At 70.3% G+C, this 17,741-nt stretch carries 15 protein-coding genes and 1 pseudogene; 5 read left to right on the top strand and 11 right to left on the bottom strand.

The annotated features are described in order from the left end of the window. Window positions 1-5: 5 nt before the first annotated feature. A complete protein-coding gene (locus PZE19_RS02590) occupies window positions 6-1,148 on the top strand; it encodes a glycosyltransferase family 4 protein (protein ID WP_277859027.1) in 1,143 nt (380 codons plus the stop codon). Here PZE19_RS02590 and PZE19_RS02585 read toward each other — a convergent pair. The 3 genes from PZE19_RS02585 to PZE19_RS02575 all read right to left on the bottom strand — a co-directional run bounded on the left by PZE19_RS02585 (window position 1,067) and on the right by PZE19_RS02575 (window position 4,017). Continuing rightward, a complete protein-coding gene (locus PZE19_RS02585) occupies window positions 1,067-2,149 on the bottom strand; it encodes a hypothetical protein (protein WP_277859026.1) in 1,083 nt (360 codons plus the stop codon). The two genes, PZE19_RS02590 and PZE19_RS02585, sit on opposite strands and share 82 nt — an antisense overlap. Before the next feature lie 132 nt (window positions 2,150-2,281). Further along, window positions 2,282-2,995: a hypothetical protein gene (locus PZE19_RS02580; RefSeq protein WP_277859025.1), complete on the bottom strand. Its 714-nt coding sequence runs from the start codon at window positions 2,993-2,995 to the stop codon at window positions 2,282-2,284. Window positions 2,996-3,030: 35 nt separating this feature from the next. Then, on the bottom strand, window positions 3,031-4,017 hold the full coding sequence (locus PZE19_RS02575) for a type I phosphomannose isomerase catalytic subunit (RefSeq protein ID WP_277859024.1): 987 nt from the start codon (window positions 4,015-4,017) through the stop codon (window positions 3,031-3,033). A gap of 340 nt (window positions 4,018-4,357) precedes the next feature. Between PZE19_RS02575 and tatC the strand changes: the two genes are divergently transcribed. Continuing rightward, window positions 4,358-5,377 carry a twin-arginine translocase subunit TatC gene (gene tatC, locus PZE19_RS02570; protein WP_277859023.1) on the top strand — a complete coding sequence of 340 codons (1,020 nt, stop codon included), beginning with the start codon at window positions 4,358-4,360 and terminating at the stop codon, window positions 5,375-5,377. Between the two features lie 20 nt (window positions 5,378-5,397). Here tatC and PZE19_RS33340 read toward each other — a convergent pair. Continuing rightward, window positions 5,398-5,514: pseudogene (locus tag PZE19_RS33340) on the bottom strand (hypothetical protein); the annotation flags it as partial. 246 nt (window positions 5,515-5,760) lie between these two features. On the opposite strand from PZE19_RS33340, the gene arr reads away from it, so the two are divergent. From arr to PZE19_RS02555, 3 genes are all read left to right on the top strand, one after another. Beyond that, a complete protein-coding gene (gene arr, locus PZE19_RS02565; RefSeq protein ID WP_277859022.1) occupies window positions 5,761-6,156 on the top strand; it encodes an NAD(+)--rifampin ADP-ribosyltransferase in 396 nt (131 codons plus the stop codon). Window positions 6,157-6,841: 685 nt separating this feature from the next. Then, a complete protein-coding gene (locus tag PZE19_RS02560) occupies window positions 6,842-8,152 on the top strand; it encodes a homoserine dehydrogenase (protein ID WP_277859021.1) in 1,311 nt (436 codons plus the stop codon). A 47-nt stretch (window positions 8,153-8,199) separates the two neighbouring features. Beyond that, window positions 8,200-9,429, top strand: coding sequence for a cofactor-independent phosphoglycerate mutase (locus tag PZE19_RS02555; RefSeq protein WP_277859020.1), 1,230 nt, complete (start codon window positions 8,200-8,202; stop codon window positions 9,427-9,429). A 16-nt stretch (window positions 9,430-9,445) separates the two neighbouring features. Here the strand turns inward: PZE19_RS02555 and PZE19_RS02550 are convergent, their stop codons facing one another. The 7 genes from PZE19_RS02550 to PZE19_RS02520 all read right to left on the bottom strand — a co-directional run bounded on the left by PZE19_RS02550 (window position 9,446) and on the right by PZE19_RS02520 (window position 17,718). Beyond that, window positions 9,446-10,552, bottom strand: a complete 1,107-nt coding sequence (locus tag PZE19_RS02550; protein WP_277859019.1) for a hypothetical protein — start codon at window positions 10,550-10,552, stop codon at window positions 9,446-9,448. Window positions 10,553-10,906: 354 nt separating this feature from the next. Beyond that, on the bottom strand, window positions 10,907-12,181 hold the full coding sequence (locus tag PZE19_RS02545; RefSeq protein ID WP_277859018.1) for an amidohydrolase family protein: 1,275 nt from the start codon (window positions 12,179-12,181) through the stop codon (window positions 10,907-10,909). Then, window positions 12,178-14,322, bottom strand: coding sequence for an ABC transporter permease subunit/CPBP intramembrane protease (locus tag PZE19_RS02540; RefSeq protein ID WP_277859017.1), 2,145 nt, complete (start codon window positions 14,320-14,322; stop codon window positions 12,178-12,180). Before PZE19_RS02540 ends, PZE19_RS02545 begins: the two co-directional genes overlap by 4 nt. Then, window positions 14,319-15,125 (bottom strand): ABC transporter ATP-binding protein, encoded by an 807-nt coding sequence (locus PZE19_RS02535; protein WP_277859016.1) that lies wholly within the window; start codon window positions 15,123-15,125, stop codon window positions 14,319-14,321. The genes PZE19_RS02540 and PZE19_RS02535 overlap by 4 nt, the downstream gene beginning before the upstream one ends. A gap of 70 nt (window positions 15,126-15,195) precedes the next feature. Beyond that, window positions 15,196-16,308 (bottom strand): cyclic dehypoxanthinyl futalosine synthase, encoded by a 1,113-nt coding sequence (gene mqnC, locus PZE19_RS02530; RefSeq protein ID WP_277859015.1) that lies wholly within the window; start codon window positions 16,306-16,308, stop codon window positions 15,196-15,198. After that, window positions 16,268-17,095 carry a menaquinone biosynthetic enzyme MqnA/MqnD family protein gene (locus PZE19_RS02525; protein ID WP_277859014.1) on the bottom strand — a complete coding sequence of 276 codons (828 nt, stop codon included), beginning with the start codon at window positions 17,093-17,095 and terminating at the stop codon, window positions 16,268-16,270. The genes mqnC and PZE19_RS02525 overlap by 41 nt, the downstream gene beginning before the upstream one ends. Before the next feature lie 128 nt (window positions 17,096-17,223). Beyond that, complete coding sequence (locus tag PZE19_RS02520; protein ID WP_277859013.1) at window positions 17,224-17,718, bottom strand: HugZ family pyridoxamine 5'-phosphate oxidase; 495 nt, start codon at window positions 17,716-17,718, stop codon at window positions 17,224-17,226. Window positions 17,719-17,741: the final 23 nt, after the last annotated feature.

Raw genomic sequence — 17,741 nt, 5'->3', positions numbered from 1 at the left:
GGCCGGTGGCGGACGGAGACGACGGCGAGACGCCCCTGGATGTGGTGATCCTGGCCGGCAGGCTGGGGCTCGACGACGACGGCTGGCCGCTCGGGCCGCTCCTGGACCGCCTGGAAGGGCGCGGGATCGCCCCCCGGGTCGTCTGCACCGAACGCCCCGACGCGCGCCGGGATCCGCGGATCGTCGAGGTCCCCTCGCTCGGCCGCCGCTGGCTCAAGGGCCTGGCCGTCCGCCGGCTCTTCCACGGCCGGACGATCCCCCGCCCCGCCGTGCTCCACGCCCTCCACGAGGAGACGACCGAGACGGCGCTGGCGATGGCCGAGACCTGGCGGATCCCCTACATCCAGACGGTCGACGACTTCCTGGTGGCCGAGGACGGCCTGAGGATCAGCCGCCGCTGGCTGCATGCATTCGTGGTCTCCAGCGACGAGCTGCGCGACGTCCTGACCGACGACCTCGCCGTCCCGGCCGACCGGGTGACGGTGATCCCCCCCGGGATCCTCGTCGAGCCCGCACCGTCCTCGCCCCCGTCGCGGTCGGGCGAGCCCAAGGTCCCCGTCGTGGGCGTCGCCGGGCCGCCCCTGGCCGAGACCGGCTTCGCGATCTTCCTGGAGGCCGCCAAGATTGTGCTGGCCCGGGGCCGCGACCTGGAGTTCCTGATCGCCGTCCAGGGGGGCGACTCGCTCGAGGTCCGCCGCCACGCGATGGCGCTCCGGATCCAGGAGCGCGTCACGGTCGCCGACTTCGACGTCGTCGGCCCCCGCCTCTGGTCGGTGCTCGACGTCTATTGCCAGCCCTCGCTGGAGCCCAGCGCCGGGCGCACGCTGACGCTGGCCCTAGTCCAGGGGGTCCCCAGCATCGCGGCCAACGTCCGCGGCCTGCGCGGGCTGATCGAGCCCGGCCGCTCGGGCCTGCTCGTGCCGCCCGACGACCCCGCGAGCCTCGCCGACGCGATGCTCGACCTGCTGGACCACCCCGAACGGGCCCAGGATCTGGGGGCCGCCGCCCGCACCACGCTCCGCGCCCGGTTCGACCTCGACGCCGAGGCGGACAAGCTCGCCGCCCTCTACCGCAAGGCCGCCGAGCCGCCGCCGTCGCCCGCCGACGCCGGGAGCACGCCGAGCACGGGCGCGCCGTCCACGTCCTGACGCAGGAGCCCGTAGACCCGGGCCGCCGCGCACCAAAAGAAGGCGAACGCCCACGCCTGGCAGGCCAGCCCGACGACCGCCGCCCAGGGCTCGATCGCGCCCCCCAGGCTCCCCGGCCGCGCCGGGTAGGCCGCCAGGCCCATCCCCCAGACGCCCAGGTGGACGACCGCCGCGAGGAAGACCTCGAACGCCGCGAGGCCGAGCGTCCCCAGGATCCAGGCCGCCGTCGCGCCCGCCGCCAGCGTCAGGGGCCGGCGGTTGACGTAGCCGAAGGTCCGGCCGACCGCTTCCAGAGCGAGGTCCGACTCCGCCGCGATCGCCGCCGGGATCAACGGCCACGACGCGATCATGTCGAACAGCAGCACCGCCGACGCGATCGCCAGGACGAACGGCGCGACGAACAGCACGGCCGTCAGAGCGGGGACGAGCCGCGCGGCCAGCCCGAACCCCGCCGAGACGGCCGCCAGCATCAGGACGAGCGCCAGGGGATGCAGCGGCGCGGCGACCAGGCTCCGTCCGTGCCGAAGCGCGAAGCCGAGCGACTCGCGAAGGCCCGTCGGCGCGCCCGTCGCGGCCTCGACGATCGCCATCCGGCAGATCGCGCCGCCGACCAACCCCATCGCCGCGAAGGCCCAGATGAGCCGCAAAAGCGCGGGGAGGGCCCGGCCGTTTGGGCCGTCGACGGCGACGAACGTCGCCAGCGGCTCGACGATCAGGCGGATGGGCTGGGTCACGTTCCAGGCCGGCCGCCGAATCGCCTCGGCGAAGCCTACCGGCGACTCGAACGGCGTCCCGTAGAGGCTGGCGAAGCCCAGGACGCGGGGGGCGTCGGGCGCGCCCCGCTCGATCCCCCGCCAGCCCAGTTCGAGGGCGACCAGGCCGAGCGCCGCGAGCAGGATCTTGCGGAGGTCGCAGGCCGCCGGCACGGCGCGGCCGATCTTCAGCCAATCGCGGGGGCGGATCCGGTCGGGGTCGACGGGATGCTGGGGTTCTTCGGCCATGGGACGATTCGCGACCTTCGCTGTTTCCTGGGGGAGCGGACCACAGCCCGTCCCGTATTTTCGATGTGATCTACCTGCGGTCGCAGGACAGCGACGCCCCTGGCTGCGGCCTGTTCGGACGGCGGACTATGCTCATCGACTCGAGCCGAGTGTGCGTTTGGGCCCGATATCGGGATGATCGTCGCCATCGAGTTGCGATTGGAGCCATTCCCGAGCCGCCGCATCGAGCGCGTCCAAGATTGATCGGCGAGCGGACGGCTCGAGACTTTTGAGATGCTTCACCTGCTCACCCCTGGCCATCAACTTGAAGAGGGCGGGGGAAAGCCCCGGTGCGCCGACGGAGAGATATCGGAATCCATCTCGATCTTCGCCCTCGACGTATCGAAACGTCGACAGCGAGCGATCCCGCTCGTCTCGCCCGGAGAAGCCTCGGACCTGCCCCTCGAATTCGGAGTCGCTCAAGCCTGCGGTTTGGCGCAGGTAAAGCTCCGGATCCAATTCGAGGATCTCAATACTGCGGCAAAGCAGGGCCAGGGTGGCGACATTGTCCCGCCAGTCCATCAGCCTGGAAGCGAAAGCGAGCGCTTTCAGGCCGTCCACGATTTTGTGGGGGTCCTCGGTGCGAACTGCCAGGCTGGCCATCCTGCCGGCGAAGGCGTCGAGCACGCGTCCGTGTCCCAGAGTCATCAACGAAAGCGACGAATCCTTCTCGTCCTGGGAAGAAATCGCCAACCGATTCGAAAGGCGTCTGGCAACGTCGTCGATCGGATGCGGGATCGCCGAGCGCCCGTAGCCACGCGTCGCTTCAGGGCTCAGGGTGATGAGAGCGTCTTCGAGATCTTCCACGCCTCGCCCCTCACGTTCAGGCACCTTCAGCCCGCTCAGGGCTGCTGGCAGGCCAGGACGACGGCCCGGCCGACGGGGAAGATCATCGTCGGGCCGATCGCCGCCGGCAAGAGGACGGTCTCCCCCCGGCGGAACGGCCGGTCGCCGGCGGGGCGGCGGACGCGGATCTCCCCGTCCAGGACCATCAGGATCGTGAACCGGTCGTCGCGGCCGACCTCGGCCGGCGTCTCGATCGTCAGCCGCTCCAGCTCGAAGTACTTGCACCGCGCCAGGGGCTCGAGGACGTCGCCGTCCTCCAGCACGAGCGGCGACGTCACGATCGGGTCGACGGGGCCGCGGTCGAAGTCGATCGAGCGCAGCGCCTGGTCGATGTGCAGCTCGCGGGGCCGGCCCTGGGCGTCGACGCGGTTCCAGTCGAAGACGCGGAAGGTCGCGTCGGACATCTGCTGGACCTCGGCGAGCATGACCCCCGCCCCGATCGCGTGGACCGTCCCGGCCTCGACCAGCACGCAGTCGCCGATCTTGGGCTCGAAGCGGTGCAGCAGCGGCTCGACCTCGCCCGAGCGGATCCCGCGTTCGAGGTCTTCCCGCCCGACGCCCGCCCTGAGGCCGGCGTAGATCAGGGCCCCCGGCTCGGCGGCGAGGACGACCCAGGCCTCGGTCTTGCCGTTGTCGGCGACCAGCTCGCGGCCCAGGGCGTCGTCGGGGTGGACCTGGACCGACAGCGACTCCCGGGCGTCGAGGATCTTGACCAGCAGCGGGAACTGCGAGGGCGCCTCGCGGCGGCGGCCGAACAGCTCGGCGGGGCGGTCCGCCACCAGGTCGCGGAGGGATGTGCCGGCGAGCGGGCCGTCGCGGACGACGCTGACGGCGTCCTTGTAGTCGGCGACCTCCCAGCTCTCGGCGTAGTCGTCGCCCTCGCCGATCGGCTTGCCCATCAGGGCGCCGAGCCGTCTCCCGCCCCAGACGAGCCGGCGGAGGATCGGCGTGAACGCGAGCGGTTCGAGCGGGAGGGGCTGCATCGCGAGGCGTCCTCGTGCCGGGCGGCGGGTCCGGAAGGGGCCCGGGTCGATCGAAAAGGTCCGGCCGCCGTCGGCATCGCCAGTTGTAACGCCGCGCGGCGTCGGCGTCCATCTCCGCCCGGCGGAGGCGAGCCGGCCTGGCAATCGGCGGGGGCGGGTGCTAGACTCGTCGTGACAGGAACGCCCCCGCGCGATCGGCCGTCCCGGAGAGGCCGCCGCGCGGCGCCGCCCGCCAAGGGCTCCGGCCTCGGGACTGGCCGCAGCAGCCCGCGTCTCCTCCGCTTCCGATCCGACGTCTCGCCCCTCGCGGCGGGCGCATCCTCCCGTTGGTCCACGTCCTATGCCCAGCGATCGCGACCTCTTCACCGAAGAGCAGACGATGGTGACGATGAGCTTCGGCGAGCACCTCGAGGAGCTGCGCGTGCGGCTCATCCTGGCGCTGGCCGGCCTCTTCCTCGGCGTCCTGATCGTCTTCATCCCCCCCCTCGACATCGGCAAGCGGGTGATGGAGCAGATGGAGGCCCCCGCCAAGGTGGCCCTCACGAAGTTCTACAAGAACGAGTACGCCAAGAAGCGGGCGGTCGCCGAGGCCGCCAAGACGGTCTCCGACGCGATGCAGGCCGAGATCCCGGCCGAGTCGTTCATCGAGGCGCTCCGCAGGCTCGCCCCCGACGCGAAGCTCCCGGAGGCCGCCGCCGTCAAGGGGCAGACCCTCGCCTTCCCCATCCGATACAAGCTCGCCGAGCTGATCGACGCCAGCGAGCAGTCCGTGCTCGTGTTCGACAACTCCCTGATCTCGCTGGGGCCGCTGGAGACGATCACGATCTACTTCATGGTCTGCCTCGTCGCCGGGCTGGTGATGGCGAGCCCCTGGGTCTTCTACCAGATCTGGGCGTTCATCGCCGCCGGGCTGTACCGGCACGAGCGGCATTACGTGATGCGGTTCCTGCCGGTCTCGCTCGGGCTGTTCATGGGAGGCGTGGCCCTTTGCTTCTGGTTCGTGCTGCCCCTGACCCTGGCCTTCCTGCTGGATTTCAACGTCTGGCTGGGCGTCGCGCCCACCCTGCGGCTGAGCGAGTGGATGAGCTTCGCGACGATGCTCCCCCTGGTCTTCGGCGTGGCCTTCCAGACCCCCCTGGTCATGCTCTTCCTGCAGCGGATCGGGATCTTCACGGTCGACGACTACCGCAGCAAGCGGAAGTTCGCGATCCTGATCATCACCATCGCCGCGGCCGTGCTGACCCCCGGCCAGGACCCGATCAGCATGTCGCTGCTGGCCGCGCCGATGATCGTGCTGTACGAGCTGGGGATCATCCTGATCGCCCGGGGCTCGAAGACGGCCGCGCCCATGCGGGCCTGAGCCGTCGCGGTCGACTTGCGGCCGGGACGGCCGCGTCCCTCGGAACGACGTCCTTCCCCCCTCGCGGGGGAAGGTGGCCCGAAGGGCCGGATGAGGGGGAAGACGAGCACGAAAGCCGTCGATCCATCGTGCCGCAGGGTTGCGAATTCTGACGGTGCTTCGCGCATCCTCCCCCTTGTATGTCCGAAGGACCAAGAGTGAGTGTTGCAGCCCGGGGATTTCCGCCGAAATCGATCGCTCGGCACCCCGGGCGGGAACACGGTCGCTCATCCGGCCCTGCGGGGTCTGCCTTCCCCGCGAAGGGGGGGAGGCGTCGGAAGCCGCCGCTTACAACCCGGTTCCTCGTACCGAGGTTCGTCAAGATCTCCCATGAGGTGGTGTGTATGGCGGTTTTGGACGCCGGGCCGTTTTACCACGGCACGAAGGCCCATTTGCGGCCGGGCGATCTGCTGACGGCCGGCCACATATCGAACTACGACCGCAAGGTCGTGATGAATCACATCTATTTCACGGCCCTGTCGAAGGGCGCCGGACTCGCCGCGGAAATCGCCAGGGGCGACGGCAGGCCGCGGGTCTACCTCGTCGAGCCGACGGGGGAAATCGAGAACGATCCGAACGTCACCGACAAGAAATTCCCCGGCAACCCGACGCGGTCTTACCGAAGCAGGCAACCTCTGAAGATCATCGATGAGCTCGAACGCTGGGAGCCCTTCGACGAAGAATTCATCCGAAACCTCAGAAGTCGCATCGAAACCGGCATGGGCGATATTGTCAACTGAGGGCCGCCGCGCAGGGTGCGAGGGAAGGTGAAGGCGATCGGAAAAGGGGCGGACCAATGGCTGAAGAATTCGAGGGATACCGTCTCGACGACATCACCTACTGCATCGATCCTCAGACGAGCGTCTTCTTCCCCGTGCGCGTCGTTAAGTTAGGACGCACGTTTCTGGACGTCGTACCGCTGAATGACGACCTGGCGGCGTCTATCGCGCCCGACTTCCAATCGGCCGGGCAGAACCGGCGATTCCTGCGGCCGAAGCTCCCGAGCGACTCGCGATTCGGGGGATGTGACGAACGCACGGTGAATTCCTAGCGGCACACTGGGCAAGACTTGCGAATCCTCGCGTATCACGACTGGACGTACGCCGGAAATGACATCATCGAGCGGCACGAGGGCGACCCGACCCGTTGGCCGATGCCGACGGGTGTCGTGCTCGAACGCTGGTTGAAAAAGGGTCTTGCAAAATCGGGAGCGCGAACGATCAGAACGGTAGCCTTGTGAGACGAACGATCCGCTCAGGCTTCTCTGCCAGGGTTGCGCCGCAGCGACCTCCAACGAGGGACGGTCTCTGAGCCGTCGCGGTCGACTTGCGGGCCGGGCGGCCGCGTCCTACACTTGACGCGGCCCCCGGGCCTCCTCTCGAAATGCGAAGTCGAACCCCCCCGGAGCGCTCCACGGCGGTCGCGATGCAACAGGTCAGCGTGGGATTGGTCGGACTGGGGACGGTGGGCGCGGGCGTGGCCCGGATCCTGACGCAGCACGCCGACCGCATCGCCCGCCGCGCGGGGAGCCGGATCGACTGCAAGTGGGCCGTGGTCCGCGACCTCAATAAGAAAGACCGGCGCGCCGAGTTCGAGGGCGTGCGGATCGTCGACGACGTCCGCCGCGTGATCGACGACCCCGAGGTCGCGATCGTCGTCGAGCTGATCGGCGGGATCGACGCGGCGCGGCGGATCGTGCTCGACGCGCTGGCCGCGGGCAAGCACGTGGTGACGGCCAACAAGGCCCTGCTCGCCGAGCACGGCCCCGAGGTCTTCGCCGCCGCCCGCGCGGCCGACCGCGCCGTGGCCTTCGAAGCCAGCGCCGGCGGCGGCGTGCCCATCGTCGGCGCGATCAACGTCGGGCTGGCGGCGAACCAGGTGCAGAGCCTGGCGGCGATCCTCAACGGCACCTGCAACTACATCCTGACCCAGATGACCCAGGAGGGGATCGCCTACGACGCCGCCCTCGCCGGCGCCCAGGCGCTCGGCTACGCCGAGGCCGACCCCACCCTCGACGTCGACGGCACCGACACCGCCCACAAGCTGGCGATCCTGGCCCAGCTCGCCTTCCGGGCGAACGTCAAGACGGCCGACATCCCCCGCGAGGGGATCGACCGCCTCGACCTCGCCGACCTGAAATACGCCCGCGAGCTGGGCTACACGATCAAGCTGCTGGCCCACGCCAAGCTCGCCGGCGGCGCGCTGGAGCTGCGGGTGGCCCCGTCGCTGGTCCGGAACGACGCCCCGCTCGCCCAGGTGCACGGCCCGTACAACGCCGTCCGCGTCGTCGGCGACGCCGTCGGCGACACCTTCTTCCACGGCCGAGGCGCCGGCATGATGCCCACCGCGTCGGCCGTCGTCGCCGACCTGATCGACGTCGCGACGGGCCGGGCCCTCCTGACCTCGCGGGTGCTCGACTTCTGGTCGGCCGCGTCGCCCGCGGTCCCGCTGCTGCCGTCCAGCCGGTCGCTGCGCCGCAACTACCTGCGGTTCCTGATCGCCGACCGCCCGGGGGTGATCGCCGCCATCGCCCAGATCCTCGGGGCCCGGGGGATCAGCATCGCCAGCGTGATCCAGCACGAGCCCGCGGAGGCCGTCGGCGACGAGCCCGGCCCGGTCCCGCTCGTCATCATGACCCACCTCGCCGTCGAGGAGGACCTTCGCGAGGCCATCCGCGAGATCGACGGCCTCGACGTCGTCCGGGCCCCCAGCGTCCGCCTCGGCGTCGAGGAGTGACCGATCGACCCGGCCCCGCCCGCCGCCACCGATTCGAGGAGCCCGCCGTGCCCGCGCCCGCCAAGTTCGTGATCGTGATCCCCGACGGCGCCGCCGACGAGCCGTTCGAGGCCCTCGGCGGCCGCACCGCGCTCCAGGCCGCCGACATCCCCGCGATGGACCGGGTCGCCGCCGAGGGCCTCGTGGGACGGTCGCGGAACGTGCCCGACCGCTTCCTCCCCGCCAGCGACGTCGCCACCCTGAGCCTCTTCGGCTACGACCCAGAGGAATACTACACCGGCCGAGCCCCGCTCGAAGCCGCCGCCATGGGCGTCGCGCTCGGGCCCGACGACTGGGCCGTGCGCTGCAACCTCATGACGATCGCCGACGGCCGCCTCGCCGACTTCACCGCGGGCCACATCACGAGCGAGGAGGGCGGCCCCATCATGGCGACCCTCCAGCAGAAGCTCGGTCGGCCCGACGTCGAGTTCCACGCCGGCGTCAGCTACCGCAACCTGATGATCTACCGCGGCAGGCCCGGCGAGCCGAAATTCACGCGCGAGACCGTGACCGTCCCGCCCCACGACCACCCCGACCGGCCGGCCGCGGACTACCTCCCCAAAGGACCCGGGTCCGACCTGCTCATCGAGCTGATGCGCCAGGCCGAGCCGATCCTGGCGAGCCACCCGGTCAACCTCGCCCGCATCGCGGCCGGCAAGAAGCCGGCGAGCGCGACCTGGCTCTGGGGCCAGGGCGAGGCCCCCCACATGCCCCTTTTCCGCGACCTCCACGGCCTGCGCGGGGCGATCATCTCGGCCGTCGACCTGGTGCGCGGGGTGGGCGTGCTGGCGGGCTGGGACCGGATCGACGTGGCGACGGCGACCGGCTACCTCGACACCGACTACGCCGCCAAGGGCCGGGCCGGCATCGCCGCCCTGGCCGACCACGACGTCGTCTGCGTCCACGTCGAGGCCCCCGACGAGGCCAGCCACGAGGGCCGCGCCGACGCCAAGGTCGAGGCCGTCGAACGCATCGACCGCGACATCGTGGCCCCGATCCTCGCCCACCTCAAGGCGAGCGGATCCCCCTGGAGGATCCTGATCTCCCCCGACCACTCCACCCTGCTCCGCACCCGCGCCCACGACCGCGCCCCCGTCGCCTGGACCATCGCCGGCGCCGGCGTCCCCGCCTCCGGCCTCCGCTACGACGAGCACGACGCCCGCGAAGGCGGCGGCCCCTTCTTCGACCAGGGCTGGCGGCTCATGGAGAAGTTCCTGGACCTGGACTGGAGAGGCTGAGCAAGGGGACTCGCCGTCAGAGGATCAGCCCCCACCACATCGCGTAGGCGCACGGAGCCGCGAGCCCCAGCCAGCAGCAGCCGAGCGCCCGCCCCGATCGATCGATCCACGTCGGCTCCGGCCGCCACCGACGGCGGAGCGCCTGGACCAGCCAGGCGACTCCCACCGCGGCCGAGAGTATCAGGGGCGTGAAGCGGAAAGATGTGATCCCGCCGAAAAGGACGAACGGCAGTACGGCCAGAGGTGGGGCGCAGCAGGCCCAGAAACCGGGGCGGTGGAAGGTCTCCCGCCACGGCGGCGACGGCGGCCGGATCCACAGGATGAGCAGCGTCGCCCCGACCAGCATGAGCACGGGCCACATCGCGACGAGGTCGACCGCGATCCGGGCCGTCAGCCCCGGCCCGGTCGAGTCGTACAGGGCCCACGCCGTGGTCAGCTCGGTCGGAGGCGGGATGCGTCGTCCGACCCCGCCCAGCGTCCACGAGGCGCTCGGCCTGGCGATGAGTTCGGCCCCCGGCCTGGCCTTCAGGGTGCGCCCGGTCGTCGGAGCGAGGAACACCCACTCGAAGGCCGGGTCGTCGGCGGCGATCCTCCTGGGGATGTACGTTTTCACGTTTCGCGCCAGCTCGCCGTTCCAGACGGCGGCCAGGCGCCCGAGGTCGTCGAGGAGCGATCCCACGGCGATCCCCGTCATCGCCAGGCCGAGGAGGATCGACGCCCACACGCTAGGCCGGTCGAAGGGCGACCTGGCGGTTCCATCCGGCTCCAGGCCCGCAGGAGTCCGAGGCCCGGCATGCCACGCCCCGAACAGCAAGCCGGCCCAGGCCAGGGCCGTCGCCCCGATGCTGGCGATCCACCACTCCGACTTCGGCTTCGGCGTTGCGATCACCGTGGCGACCACGACCGCGCCGACCGCCCCGACGGCCAAAATCGCGCCGATCCAGCGGCGAAGGGGACGGTGCAAAACCAGGATCCAGACGAGCACGCCGTTCAGCGCCGCCAGCAGGAACAGGGGGACCGGGGCGCTCGCCGTGCTCTCGGCCCATAGCAAGACCGCGAAGTCGAGCGCGAACAGCGCCGTGAACGTCATCAGCTGGCTGATCGAGACGCTGCCGCTGAACATCCCGCGCTCCCAATCTCGGGGCCCGCAAGGCCTCCATCGTCGTCGAATCGCTCGAGTGTCCCATTTTTGGGGACGCCCGGCGTTCGCAATCACGCGAATCGGACCATAATCACAAGCAAGCCCTCGTCGTCGGTTGCGTCTCCGGCGGACGATCGAGCGAGGCCCGGAAGGACGACCGAGGGTGAAAAACAAAATTTTCCCGACCAACGAACCCAATTCCTGCGGCCGATTTCGCCACTTAAGCCATTTATCTTATTGATCTTACGTCGCATCGACGCAAATCCAGCCGGCGCAAACCAACCCGTATCAAAGCCGACGCTTCGTGGGGACTTGCCGTCCGGCTCGCCCCGTCGTTCAGAGCCTCTGCCAGGGCCCGGAGACGAAATCGCCCTCGAACATGGTGGCGAGGACGGGCCGGTCGGATTCCAGGAGCAGGCGGTAGGGGTCGGACTCGTCTCGGTCGGGGAGGCCGACGACGGCGAGGTCGGCCGACTTGCCGGGGCGAATGCTGCCCGTCGAAGCCTCGGCGCGGAGGGCCCAGGCGCCGAAGAGGGTGGCCATGGTGAGGAGCAGCTCGCCCGAGAGCGACTCGTCGCGGGCGTGGAGGAAGCGGACCTCGTCGAGGATGCTCAGGGAAGGGCTCGACGCCAGGCTGTCGGTCCCCAGGCAGACGATCGCCCCCTTCTGGAGGAGGGCCCGGTAGGGGTGGTGGGCGAAATGGCCGAAGCGGGCGGTCGTCCGGGGGCAGAAGGCGACGGCGACGCGATGGCCGTTCGGCGACGCTTCGGGCCGGAGCTGCCAGAACTCCGAGGGCTGGATGTACGTGCCGTGGGCGACCAGCCAGTCGGCCTCGCGCAGCTCGCCCTGGCGGATGTAGTCGGTGGGCCGGGGGCCGATGGGCTCCCACTCGTCGTCCCAGGCGCCCAGGTCTTCCAGGTACTGGCGCATGGGGCCCTGGCGAGTCTCCAGGAGCTGCATCTCCTCGGGCATCTCGGCCAGGTGGGTCGAGAGCGGCAGCCGGCTGGCCGCAGCGCTGTGGTAGAGCCAGCCCGCCGTGCTGTACGGGGCGTGGGGCGACAGGCCCGCGCGGGCGTTGGCGGCGACTTGCGTCTCGGGTTTGATCGAGCCCAGCCACTTCCAGGCGGCCTCGTTGGTCTGAAGCCCGCGGAACCGCTTGAGCCCCAGCACCTCGGCGAAGACGACCGCGCGGACGTGGGCCTCGGCGACGGCGTCCCAGCTCAGGCCGGCGGACGTGGTGTCGGCGAGCAGCGTCGTCCCCGCGGCGATCGTCGCCTGGAGGTTCCGGCGGACGTTCTCGCGATAGCTCTCGTCCGACGCCCCCGCCCGGCGCAGGGCCATCACGCGCCCGAGCCAGGCGATCTCGTCCTCGACCGCGTCCGCCGGGCGGCCCTCGTCGCCGGGGAGGCCGGGAAGCTCCAGGTGGGTGTGGGCGTTGACCAGCCCGGGGATGATCGCTGCGTCCCCCAGGTCCAGGTCGGCGGCCCGCTCGCGCGCCGGGCCGACCCATTCGATGCGCCCGCCCTCGACCGCCACCGCGCCATCCTCGATCGGCGGCGCGTCGACGGGGAAGACGTACCGCGCCCGCAGGGTGAGCGTCCCCCGCCTCATCCGGGCCCCTCGACGGCCGGGCGGTCGATCCTCCAGATGTAGAGGAAGCAGGCCGCCGCCGCCGCCGCACCGACGGCGACCAGGGGAAGTTGATACAGGCCGCGTTCGGCGTCGCGATAGATCAGGCCGGCGGCGCCCGTCCGCTGCAAGAGCGCGACCCAGGCTCCCAGTCCGAGCGCGAATCCGTTGTTCAGCGCGTGGAAGAGGACTCCAGGCCAGAGACTCCGGCTCCGCACCGCCAGCAGGCCCAGGAAGATCCCCAGGAAGGCCGCGTTGAAGAACTGCTGGAAGAGGCTCAGGAAGACGTGCAGCAGGCCGAAGAGGAGCGCCGAGAGGACGATCGCCGACCGGGTCCGCCGGCCCGACTTCAGGCCCGAGAGGATGAAGCCGCGGAACGCGACCTCCTCGCAGACCGCCGGCATAAAGGCCAGGACCAGGAGCGTGGACGCGAACGGGGTCGGCCCCTTGAGCAAGGTCTCGAGCAGGGCCTGGGTGGCGTCGGAGATCGGGTAGAGCCACTCGACGAGCCGACGCAGCTCGGCGATCAGGGGATTGACCGCGACGGCGGCGGCGGCGGCCAGGGCGAAATAGCGGAGGCCGGCCCGCCGCAGCTTCAAAGTCCCGGCGGGATCCGTGGTGAGCAGGAGGGCCATGGCGAGCGGGACCATCAGGATCAGGAGCTGGCCGACGGCGATCCCCCCGAGCCCTCCGCCCACCGAGACCGACATCGAGACCTGGGCGAACAGCCACGACGCCGTGACCACCAGCGCGAAGCAGAGCACCGCGTGCGCCGCGGTGGGCCTTTGCTTGCGGTCGCGGACCACGCTGCGGAGCCACTGCATCAGGTTGAACCGCTCGGACTCCCGGAAGAGCACGGCCTCGTCCTGGAACTGCTCGACGGCCCACCGCAGCGCCAGCCAGGCGTAGACGATCGTCGGCAGCATGACCGGGATGAAGAAGCGGAAGGCGGTGCCGTAATCGCCCACGATCAGGGCCCGCAGCAGCAGGGCGACGCCCGTGACCGGGACGATGCTGTAGAAGGCGTTCAGCTCGATGCCCGGCGTCATCGTCAGGAAGATCAGCGGCAGGCAGATGAGGTAGAGGGGCGTCATGTAGTACTGCCCCTCCTTCATGCTGCGGGCCATGGCCGCGAGGGCCAGGCAGATCGCGCTGAAGAAGGCGGCCAGGGGGATCAGCAGGACGATCATCCAGAAGGCCGACTGCAAGGTCGGCGGCGCGAGCGCGGCGGCGGCCTCGCCGGCGGCCTCGCCGCCCCCGAACCCCGTCGCCCGCCGCGCCAGCTGCAGGCCCGTCGCGCCCATGCTCACGAGGTTCAAGACGGCCGTCGTGACGCTCGCGGCGAGGACCGCGAAGAACTTGCCCATGACGATCTCGGCGCGGCCGGCGGGGCTGATGAGCAGGGTCTCCATCGTCCCCCGCTCCTTCTCGCCCGCGCAGAGGTCGACGGCCGGGTAGAAGGCCCCGGTCAGCGACATCAGGACCAGCAGGAACGGGAAGATCCGCCCCCAGACGCTGCCGCCGATCTCCTGCGTCGTGGCCGCGTCGAGCGCCTTGACCTCGATCGGCTGGGCGTAGCCGGCCGGCAGGTTGTCGCGCTTGCGGCGGTCCTCGACGATGCCGCTCTTCCAGCGGTCGAGCGCCTCGCGCACCCTCAGGTAGGTGATCTTGCTGGTCTCGTCGACGCTCTTGTAGTGGATCGGGATCGCGACGTCGGCCTTGGCGCGGAACTGCTCGGGCAGGTCGGGCGGGATCACCACGACGGCCGAGGCCTCGCCGTTGCGGACGGCCAGCTCGCGGTTCTCGGGCTTCGACCACGGGCCCTCGTCCGGCTCGCGCTGGACGTGCAGGCGGGCGGCCTCGGCCGGCGAGTCGAACAGCGCGGCGTTGAAGGCGTTCCCGCCGGCGGCGAGCAGCGGGGGGTCGGCGGGCAGGTGCTCGGCCCCCACGATTACGACCCGCCGGGGCTTCTCCTGGAGCGCCGCGGCGAACTGGAGCACCCCCGCCCCGATGATCGGGTAGAGCAGGATCGGGAAGAAGACCACCATGAACAGCGTACGGCGGTCGCGGAGCTGATCGAGCCCCTCGCGGCGGAAGATCAGGAACACGTTCGACCAGTTCATGGCGTCCGTCCCGTCCCGCGATTCGAGGTCGTTTCGAGGGCCTCGCGGGCCGTCTCGGCGTGGCGGGCGTCGGCCTGCTCGACGAGGGCGAAGAACAGCTCCTCGACGTCGGGCTGGCCGTGGCGGGCCACCAGCTCGTCGATCGGCCCCTGGGCCTGAAGCTCGCCCCGGTAGATGATCGCGACCCGCGAGCAGAGCCGCTCGACCTCGCTCATGGAGTGGGTCGAGAAGACGATCGTCTTGCCCAGGTCGCGCAGCTCCAGGATCTTGTCCAGGACGATCCGCTGGACCAGGATGTCCAGGCCCGACGTCGGCTCGTCGAAGATGAGGACCGGCGGGTCGTGGATGATGGTCCGGGCGATCGACACCTTCTGCTTCATCCCCGTCGACATCTTCGAGCCCAGGACGTCGCGGAAGTCGTCCATCCGGAGCCAGCCGAAGACGGTCTCCATCCGCTCGCGGAGCCGGTCCTTGGGCAGGCCGTAGAGCCGGCCGAAGTAGGCGACCAGCTCCCAGGCGGTCATGCGGTCGTAGATGCCGGTGCCGGCCGACATGAAGCCGATCCGCCGGCGGACCTCCATGGGATCGTCGACGACGTCGTAGCCGGCGACGACGGCCTTCCCGGTCGTCGGCTTGAGCACGGTGCTGAGGATCCGCAGCGTCGTCGTCTTGCCCGCGCCGTTGGGTCCGAGCAGGCCGAAGATCTCGCCCGGGCGGCAGTCGAACGAGACGTCGCGGACCGCCTCGACCCAGCCCCGCTGGTAATCATGGAACGACTTGCCCAGGTGTTCGACGTGGATCACGGGACGGCCGTTCCGTTCGGTTGGGCGCCGGGCTGAGCAGCGACGGCGACGTGGAATCGCTCCGCGGTGATCAGGCGACCCCGGCCGCCGCGACCGCCTCGGGCTCGGGGGCCTCGTCTATGTAATCGTAGAACACGTTCCGCTGGCGGGGGATGAAGCCGGACTCGCGGATGCAACGCTTGATCTCGTCGAGGCTCAGGTGGTGGACCGTCCCGGCCGAGGAGACGACGTTCTCCTCGATCATCAGGCTGCCCATGTCGTTGGCGCCGAAGAACAGGCCCATCTGGCCGATCTTCGCCCCCTGCGTGACCCAAGACGACTGGATGCTGGGGACGTTGTCGAGATAGAGCCGCGTCATGGCCTGGGTGCGGAGGTACTCGAACGCCCCGGCGGTCGGGACGTCGGCCATGTCGGTGTTCTCGGGCTGGAAGGTCCAGCAGATGTGCGCCGTGAAGCCGCCCGTCTCGTCCTGGAGCTGGCGGACGCGGTCCAGGTGCTCGACCCGCTCCTCGATCGTCTCGACGTGGCCGAACATCATGGTGGCGGTCGACCGGCCGCCGAGCTGGTGCCAGACGCGATGGACGTTCAGCCAGTCCTCGGTGTTCACCTTGCCCCGGGTGATCGCCTTGCGGACGCGGTCGACGAGGATCTCGGCCCCGCCGCCGGGGAGGCTCCCCAGGCCGGCCGCCTTCAGGCGCTCCAGCACGACCTGCAGCGGGAGCTTCGCGACCTTGGTGAAGTGGTGGATCTCCGGGGCGCTGAAGCCGTGGATGTTGATGGTCGGGAAGTTCGCGCGGATGTCCCGCAGCAGCTCCTCGTACCACTCCAGCTTGAGCTTGGGGTGCAGGCCCCCCTGCAGGAGGATCTGGTCGCCGCCCAGCTCGACCGTCTCGCGGATCTTGTCGAAGAGGACGTCGCGTTCGAGGACGTAGGCCTCGGCGTCGTCGACCTTGCGGTAGAAGGCGCAGAAGTCGCAGACCGCCGTGCAGACGTTCGTGTAGTTGATGTTGCGGTCGATGTTGAACGTGCGGTACGGCTCGGGGTGGAGCCGGCGGCAGAGGGCGTCGGCGGCGCGGCCGAGGTCGAGCAGGCTCGCTTCCCGGAACAAGGCGACGCCTTCCTCGAACGTCAGGCGGCCGCCTTCAACGACGCGTCGCAAGATCGCGGGGGCGGTGGAAGACAAGATTCACTCCTTCGGGCGCCAGGCCCAGGCGCGCGGCCATCGCGGCGAATCGCCTCAGGCCCGCCAGCTCCGGCTCGCCCAGGTCGTAGGACAGGACACGGGTGAGGTAATCGTAACACGTTCGAAAATCCAGGCCCAGCCGCGGCCCGTGAATTCGGGCCAGCTCGTCGGCGTGCTCCAGGCCCTCGGCCCGGCAGCGGGCGAGGGCCTCGGGGACGTCCCCCAGGTCGGCCCCCCGACGCACCACCCAGAGGGCGAAGACGAACGGCAGGCCGGTCAGCTCGCGCCAGGCCGCCGCCAGGTCGACGACCTCGTGGAAGGGCCCCTCGGGGACCTTCATCGCCCGGTCGCCGATCACCAGGACCGCGTCGGCCGTGCTCTCCAGGGCCGACACCCCCAGCGGCAGGGGCTCGATCCGCGACGGCCGGACGCCGTGCCTCGCCTCCAGCCAGACCTGCACCAGCGCCTGGCTCGTCCGCGAGCCCGCGTCGAGCGCGAGGCGGTCGATCGCCGCCGCCGGGACCTTGCTGAACAGCTTCACGCTCCGCACCGGCCCCCGGGCCCCGATCGCGAATCCGGGGAGGATCTCGTAGCCGCGAGACGCCCCCCGCAGGTACTCGACCGAGGGGATGAGCGCCACGTCCAGCTCGCCGGCCGCCAGCCGCTCCGCCAGCCGACTCGGGACCTCCATCTCGAGCCTGGCCTCGGGCGCGAACTCCTCAAGCCGGTAATACAGCGGCTTGGCGTTCAAATAGCTGACCGCTCCGACCCGGACCGGGCTCGCCATCGCTCTCCTCCCCGAGACACGCGACCGTCGCCCGTCGGGCTTTTCGTCCCGACCGAAATCGACGTCGCCGCCGTCTTTTCAATCCTTATTGAAATTGTAGACGGAATCGCGGAGAGGGCAAGACGACCTCAGTTGAAGCCGTGGGTCTGGCGGGCGAGGCTGGAGATGTCGTCCCCGGTGAGGTCATGGATGTTGCCGAAGCCGACGACGAGGCGGGCGGCGACGGGCTTGATGCGGATGAAGTAGAAGTCGCCGAGCTGGAAGCTGATCTCGGACTGGGGGAATTTCCGGAGGTACGACTCGCGGGCCTCCTCGAAGGCCGGGGTGTTGGTGTCGAGCGGCTCGGCGAACCCGCGGATGGACAGGCGAGCCAGGGCCTGGGGGTTGCGGGCGTGGCTGTCGGCGGCCGCGATCAACAGGCCCACTTTCAGGCTCTGCGTCAGGGCCCTGGCGTGCTGGGCCAGCCGGCTGACGTGGATGTCGAACGCGGACAGGTCGTTGTTCGCGTTGAAGGGGACGAGCGACACCAGGGGGTGCCCGTCCAGGATCGTGCCGAGCGAGGCGACCCGCTGGTCGCGGGCCAGCCGGATCAACGACTGGCCGACCTGTGCTTCCATCTCCATCGTGCGTATCTCCCGAAGGGCGG

It is taken from the genome of Paludisphaera mucosa, assembly GCF_029589435.1.
In the GTDB taxonomy this organism is placed as follows: Bacteria; Planctomycetota; Planctomycetia; order Isosphaerales; family Isosphaeraceae; genus Paludisphaera; species Paludisphaera mucosa.
This window is presented reverse-complemented; position numbering and strand designations above follow the sequence as displayed.

Coding starts and splice junctions, on each gene's coding strand:
- PZE19_RS02585 (WP_277859026.1), bottom strand. CDS start 2,149: ATGGCCGAAGAACCCCAGCATCCCGTCGACCCCGACCGGATCCGCCCC.
- PZE19_RS02575 (WP_277859024.1), bottom strand. CDS start 4,017: ATGCAGCCCCTCCCGCTCGAACCGCTCGCGTTCACGCCGATCCTCCGC.
- tatC (WP_277859023.1), top strand. CDS start 4,358: ATGCCCAGCGATCGCGACCTCTTCACCGAAGAGCAGACGATGGTGACG.
- arr (WP_277859022.1), top strand. CDS start 5,761: ATGGCGGTTTTGGACGCCGGGCCGTTTTACCACGGCACGAAGGCCCAT.
- PZE19_RS02560 (WP_277859021.1), top strand. CDS start 6,842: ATGCAACAGGTCAGCGTGGGATTGGTCGGACTGGGGACGGTGGGCGCG.
- PZE19_RS02550 (WP_277859019.1), bottom strand. CDS start 10,552: ATGTTCAGCGGCAGCGTCTCGATCAGCCAGCTGATGACGTTCACGGCG.
- PZE19_RS02545 (WP_277859018.1), bottom strand. CDS start 12,181: ATGAGGCGGGGGACGCTCACCCTGCGGGCGCGGTACGTCTTCCCCGTC.
- PZE19_RS02540 (WP_277859017.1), bottom strand. CDS start 14,322: ATGAACTGGTCGAACGTGTTCCTGATCTTCCGCCGCGAGGGGCTCGAT.
- PZE19_RS02525 (WP_277859014.1), bottom strand. CDS start 17,095: ATGGCGAGCCCGGTCCGGGTCGGAGCGGTCAGCTATTTGAACGCCAAG.
- PZE19_RS02520 (WP_277859013.1), bottom strand. CDS start 17,718: ATGGAGATGGAAGCACAGGTCGGCCAGTCGTTGATCCGGCTGGCCCGC.